This window comes from Mesorhizobium sp. M4A.F.Ca.ET.050.02.1.1 (assembly GCF_003997725.1).
GTDB lineage: Bacteria > Pseudomonadota > Alphaproteobacteria > Rhizobiales > Rhizobiaceae > Mesorhizobium.
In genome coordinates this window covers 1-5,743 of the sequence record NZ_RZSG01000374.1, presented here as the reverse complement: position 1 = coordinate 5,743, position 5,743 = coordinate 1, and the positions used below count along the sequence as shown (strand labels likewise).

Genomic DNA, 5,743 nt, shown 5'->3' with positions numbered 1-5,743 from the left:
AAGCTCGGCGCCGTGATGCCGGGCACCGGCGCGTCGATGCCGCTCCAGGCCGCGCCGTCGGCGCCGATGAACAGCGAGCGCACCGCCGCCACCGCGCCGTCCCGCTTCAGCATGTAATGATGCCAGCCGTTGCGGCCGACCAGCGCCAGCAGCCAGGGTGAAGTCGGCAGCCTGTACTGGCGATCGATGAAGCCGGCCCATTCGGCAGCCGTTGCTTGCGTCACCCGCTCGACCGAGAGCCCATCGGCCGGGAACAGCGGTTCGGGCGGCAGCGGTGTTGCCTCGCGATAGATCCGCTCCCAGCCGCCCTGGCGCTGCAGGCCGCGCGCTTCGAGCCAGCATCTGAGCCGGGAAGGTTCGGTGTGCGGATTGACATAAAACCAGGGCCGCGAGATGCCGGCAGCGCGGTAATGCGCCAGAAGCGTGTCGAGCTGACTTTCGGTGGCCGGGCCGTCGACGCCGAGATTCTTCACGCAGTTGAAATGGATGAACGGGATCGTCGTGCAGGTGGTCCAGGCCAGATCGCCTTCTGCCGCCATCGAAAGCCCTTGCCTCGTTGCGAAATCGGCCGGCGCCGCAGCGTAGAGGTCAAGCCACGCATTGACCTCGGCGCGCTCGATGGCGCGGCTGAAGTCGCCCGACACGTTTTCGATCGCGATGGCCGGCGGATGCGGCACCGGCACTATTACGGGTTCCAGTTCTGACAGGGCGGATGACATGGCTTCCCCTCCCGAAATTCCTAGCCTTACAATGTAAGATTAGTGGAGGATAATATTATGGCCGAGCTTGTCAAGCGAGATATGGAGCACCGGCAGCCTGCCGTCGGAGCCGCCATTTTATCCCTAACAACTTGATTCAACATTTATTGGCAATTTCTCGTTAGGAATCGTGTCTGCCGGCGGCAAATCCGCCTTCGGCCTGTTTTGTTTCGTGTACAGGTCCAGATGCGGTTCCCAGGCGTCGTCAGTTTTGTGCTTGCATCGCTGTGCCTTGCCGGCTGCTCGTCCACATCGGGCATGGACGCCTTGCAGGTGCCGTCCAACGAGATCACCAGTTCCGTCGTCAGGCCAAGCGCACCGGTGGCGAAGGCCGTCGCGACTGCTGAGACCGAAGCCACCGACGAGACAGTGTCGATGGCCGGCACCGCCCGTATCAGGCCGCCGGCGTCATTGCCTGAAGAGAATGCGCGTCCCTTCGGCCTAGCCGAGGAAGAGACGGTGGCATTCCCTGCGCCTGATCTTCCCGACAGTGTCGAACCGCCGGTCGAGCCGGCGGCGCTTATGGCGCCGCCGAAGCGGCTGTCTCGCGCGGCGCCGGCGATGCTGGCCGGCCCCGTCACCCGATATGGCTTTCGCGATGCCAAGCCGATCAATTTCGGTCGGGCCTCGCCCCGGCACCTTGCGGTGCACGGCGTCGACGTTTCGCGCTGGCAGGGCAACGTCAACTGGGGAAAGCTGCGCGCCCAAGGCGCCAACTTCGCCTACATCAAGGCCACCGATGGTGGCGATCATCTAGATCCGATGTTCAGGACGAACTGGCGCAATGCCGATGCCGCCGGGCTGAAACGCGGCGCTTATCATTTCTTCTACTGGTGCCGCACCGCCGGCGAGCAGGCCGATTGGTTCATCCGCAACGTGCCGCGGGTCGAGGGCGCGCTGCCGCCGGTGATCGATGTCGAATGGAACGGCGAATCCTCCTGCAGGCGGCGGCCGTCGCGCGAGACAGTGCTGGAGAAGATGCAGGTGTTCATGGACAAGCTCGAACGCCACTACGGCCAGCGGCCGATCATCTACACCAGCCCCGACTTCTATCGTGACAATCTGCGCGGCGCCTTCCTTGACTATCCGTTCTGGCTGCGCGCCGTCGCGCGCCATCCGTCAAAGGTCTATCCCGACCGCAAATGGCTGTTCTGGCAGTATTCCGGCTCCGGCCTGTCGCACGGAGTGAGGGGCCGCATCGACCTCAACGTCTTCCACGGCGACGAGCGCGCCTGGCGGGCCTGGGCCGGTGGACAGACGACTGTCGCCGACGCCGACTGAGCGCTCTCGGCTGATGCCATTACCGGCAGGCTGCCGTCGTCCCATCCCCCGGCGGCATTTTCAGCGTTTTGCTAAGGATCCACACACCTTTTTCCTTAGTGGTCCTGCAATGCCCGGCTGGTAACATCCGCGTAATCATGCATGCCGCGCGCAACACCGCGCGGCCGAGCATGAATGGGCATGGAGGGGTCGATGCGCAATCCGGTTCTGGCAATCGTTTTTGTGGCCGCTGTCGGCTACGGATTTTTCAATGCGCTCGGGCATGGGCGGAGCGACAAGCCGATGGCCATTCCGGCGGCGGCGCCAGGCGCCTCGCAGACGGCGCCTCGCGCGATGACGGAGAACGTCGTCGCCTATTCCACCGAAGACAAGGCGATGCAGGCCGCCAAGAACAAGGGCCACTCGACGCTGCCGCGCTTCCACGAGCTGATGGCCGCTGGCACGCCCGGCACCTACACGGTGAAGTTCCCGCTCACCCAGAACGGCGCCACCGAGCACATCTGGATGCAGCTCACGGGCCTGGGCGACGGCACCTTCATCGGCCTGCTTGCCGACGAACCTGTCAACGGCACCAAGTACAAGATGGGCGACCGCATGACGGTGGAGGAAGCCGACGTCGAGGACTGGATGGTCAAGAACGGCGGCGAGGTTTACGGCGGCTATACCGTGCGTCAGGCGTTTGCGGACATGCCGAAGGAACAGGCCGCGAAATACGGCATCACCTTCAAGGATTGATCCGGCTCCCCGAGAGGAGGAGGGTCGCACCCCGCGCAGTCGTCATCCTCGGGCTTGACCCTACCCTTACCTTGCCTCGCGTCTTTCGCGCTCGCGTATCTCGGCCGTCTGAGCCAGCACCCAGTCGCGGAACACCTTGATCTTGGGTGCATTGCGGCGGCTTTCCAGATGCACCAGCCAATAGCCGTCGCCATCGGATCCAAGCACTTCAAAAGGCTGAATCAACTGTCCCTTGGCCAGCAGCGCATTGTAGATGTTGCGGGTGAGGATAGCGGCGCCCTGGTCGGTCAGCGCCGCCATTGCATCGTAAGCCTGCGACCCCAGCGTCGGACCCGCGATGACGCGATCGGGTTCGAACGGCACGCCGGCTGCCTCGAACCAGATTTTCCACCAGGGATCGTCGGCGCAGCATAGCGCCACCTTGTAGAGATCCTCGGGACGGTGGATGCCGCCCACACTCTCGGCCAGTCTCGGGCTGAGCATTGGCGTATAGTCCGCCTTGAACAGATAGTGAGCCGTCAGGCCGGGCCATTTTCCGGTGCCCGTGCGTATCCGACGTGTCCTCGCGCGTGAAATCGACTAGGCGGGGCGATGTGTTCACCTTCACGGCGAGATCGGGATGCATCAGCTGGAATGTTCCAAGCCATACGGCCAGCCAGTTCGTTGCGAAGGTCTCCATGGTCGTCACCGACAGCACGCCGGTCGCGCCGCCCTTGGTCGCGACCCACGCATCGGCCAGGGCCGAGAACGCGCCTGATGCGTGCGGCGCCAACTGCTGTCCGGCCTCGGTCAGGGCGATCTGTCTTGTTTTTCTTATGAAAAGCGGCGTTCCCGCGCGTTCTTCCAGCACCTTGATCTGATAGCTGGCCGCCGACTGGGTCATGCCGAGTTCTTCGGCCGCCTTGGTGAAACTGCCCAGCCGCGCCGCGGCCTCAAACACTCGGATGGCGCCTAGCGGCGGCAGCTCCCAACTCATGACGCATCAATCCTCCTGATGCATGCTACGCGAGGTTCGATTGGAATCCAAGGCCGGAAAACGGCATGCTCTGGTCATCGAACTCGAACCCGAAAGGACACACGGCAATGACCACCACCCGTTACAACACGCTTCGTCGACCGGTTCTCGACCTCTTCATCGCGCCGTTCAGGCCCCGCACGCGCGGCCTGCTCGACCGCCGTTCACTGTCGGACCATTTCCTGCGCGACATCGGCATGCTCGACGGACACGTGCCTCCCGGCACCCTTCGTTGAGGCAATCCCACGCTTTGACCGACCTAGATCCGAGGGAGGGAAAGATGTCATCGGAGGCTTTGGCGAAGAGCCGTCAAACGATCAATGCCTATGAGGACTATGCGGAACGCTACGACGCCATCGTGCGGCATGTTCCCAACGAGAGAGAACAGGCATCGCTTAAGCGCCTCGTGGCGATCGCCGGCACAAGCGGTCAGATTCTCGAAGTCGGGTCGGGAGCGGGATACGACGCTGATTTTCTGGAGGGTCTGGGCGTCAAGGTTCGCCGCACCGACGCAACCAAGCGGTTTCTTGAGTTGCAGGCCGCGCGCGGCAAGGAGGGTGATCTCCTTGATCTCCTCACCGACGAACTAGGCGGACCCTACGATGCTGTCCTGGCACTCGCTGTCCTGATCCATGTGCCCCGCGACCAGATCGATCAGGTGCTTGCCAAGATAGCCGGCTCGCTGCGGCCAGGCGGCGCCTTCCTGGTATCGATGCGCAATGGCGACGGCGAGACGGATGGCAACTATCATACCGTCTTGTGGCGTAGGGACGATTTTGCGGCGCGTATTGAGAGCGCCGGGCTGGTGCTGATCAGGGACGATTTCAACATTGGCCGCAACAGCGAGGAATGGAACACGTTCCTGGCTGTCAGGCCGGCAAGATGGGGTACGGGAGAGGCGCTGCTCGCGCCCTCGTCATCGTCGGGCTTGACCCGAGGATGACGAAATGGGGTTCCGGTATGACCCTCAACAGGTGACGAGATCCGTATGGCCAAATCCCTTCGAGTAGTCGAGCACGGAAATGACCGAAGGCACCACGCGGAAAATACGGACCTGTTCTGGCGTCGGCATCGGGCCGGGCAGCGCGACTTGCGGCGGATACTTCATCGGCAGCATCCGTAAAACCTTTTCAGCTTCGGCCCGGTCTGTAACCTCCTGCGCGCGCGCCGCCATGGAAAGTCCAGTGATCTCCATCACCTGCGGCGCGTCGTGGTCGATGGTCAACGACACGCGATCGTCCCGCGCCATATTGGCCGCCTTCTGGCTTTCCAGACCGCAGAGGAAATAGAGCGTGAGGCCTTCGTTGACGTAGCCTACGGTCGTCGCCTGCGGCCAACCGTCCGGCCTCAAGGTCGCGATCGTCATGACCCGGTGCTGATCCAACAGCGTTTCGATCTTGTTTTTGATCTCCTGGTCCATCCCTTGCCTCCGACGTCATTGCCGACGGTGGCTATATTTGGGGGTCGTGGGTAGCCTGGCATTGACCTGCATCAACGCAATTGCGGGCAAGCAGGCTTCGGCCGCAATGGCTGGTCGGATCTGGCGCCGCGCGCTGATCCAACTTCCCACAAGGGGGAAGGAGAGCGCTCACTTCGATGGTGATGTGGTCGATCATATCGTTTTTGGGTCGTTGATCGATCAAACAAAATCAGCCCGATCTTACGATCGGGCCGATAATGTTCCGTTTTAGCGGATCAAATCGCATCAGCTGCAGCCGCTCGTGCTTCCACACGTGTCGCACTTCTCGCAGGTGCCGTTCCGCACCATGGTGAAGTTGTGGCACTCCGGGCATTCGTTGCCGGTGTAGCCCTGCAGCAACGACTGCTGGCGGCGTGTCGCGGCGAGCTTCTTGGCGTCGGCGGCTTCCTGCGCGGCGGCGTCTGTGAACAGTGCCTCGGTGCTGGAAACCTCGGCTTCTTCTTCGACGATGTCCTCGGCAAGTTCCCTGGCGCG

General features: G+C 62.7%; 7 protein-coding genes and 1 pseudogene. 4 read left to right on the top strand and 4 right to left on the bottom strand.

From position 1 onward, the window contains the following. Positions 1–719 (bottom strand): hypothetical protein (locus tag EOA33_RS21905; protein ID WP_127406564.1); only part of this gene is annotated, 719 nt, incomplete at its 3' end. A 225-nt stretch (positions 720–944) separates the two neighbouring features. Here EOA33_RS21905 and EOA33_RS21900 point away from each other — a divergent pair. Both EOA33_RS21900 and EOA33_RS21895 read left to right on the top strand, forming a co-directional pair. After that, a complete protein-coding gene (locus EOA33_RS21900; RefSeq protein WP_127406562.1) occupies positions 945–2,039 on the top strand; it encodes a GH25 family lysozyme in 1,095 nt (364 codons plus the stop codon). A 192-nt stretch (positions 2,040–2,231) separates the two neighbouring features. Then, on the top strand, positions 2,232–2,774 hold the full coding sequence (locus EOA33_RS21895) for a DUF2314 domain-containing protein (RefSeq protein WP_127406560.1): 543 nt from the start codon (positions 2,232–2,234) through the stop codon (positions 2,772–2,774). A 66-nt stretch (positions 2,775–2,840) separates the two neighbouring features. Here the strand turns inward: EOA33_RS21895 and EOA33_RS21890 are convergent. Beyond that, a pseudogene (locus EOA33_RS21890) lies at positions 2,841–3,750 on the bottom strand (LysR family transcriptional regulator). Between the two features lie 107 nt (positions 3,751–3,857). Here EOA33_RS21890 and EOA33_RS38735 point away from each other — a divergent pair. Both EOA33_RS38735 and EOA33_RS21885 read left to right on the top strand, forming a co-directional pair. Then, positions 3,858–4,025, top strand: a complete 168-nt coding sequence (locus tag EOA33_RS38735) for a hypothetical protein (RefSeq protein WP_189363102.1) — start codon at positions 3,858–3,860, stop codon at positions 4,023–4,025. A gap of 44 nt (positions 4,026–4,069) precedes the next feature. Further along, on the top strand, positions 4,070–4,732 hold the full coding sequence (locus tag EOA33_RS21885) for a class I SAM-dependent methyltransferase (RefSeq protein ID WP_245482403.1): 663 nt from the start codon (positions 4,070–4,072) through the stop codon (positions 4,730–4,732). 24 nt (positions 4,733–4,756) lie between these two features. On the opposite strand, the gene EOA33_RS21880 is transcribed toward EOA33_RS21885, so the two are convergent. Both EOA33_RS21880 and EOA33_RS21875 read right to left on the bottom strand, forming a co-directional pair. Further along, positions 4,757–5,209, bottom strand: a complete 453-nt coding sequence (locus tag EOA33_RS21880) for a pyridoxamine 5'-phosphate oxidase family protein (RefSeq protein WP_127406558.1) — start codon at positions 5,207–5,209, stop codon at positions 4,757–4,759. A gap of 285 nt (positions 5,210–5,494) precedes the next feature. Continuing rightward, positions 5,495–5,743 (bottom strand): hypothetical protein (locus EOA33_RS21875; protein ID WP_145989230.1); only part of this gene is annotated, 249 nt, incomplete at its 5' end.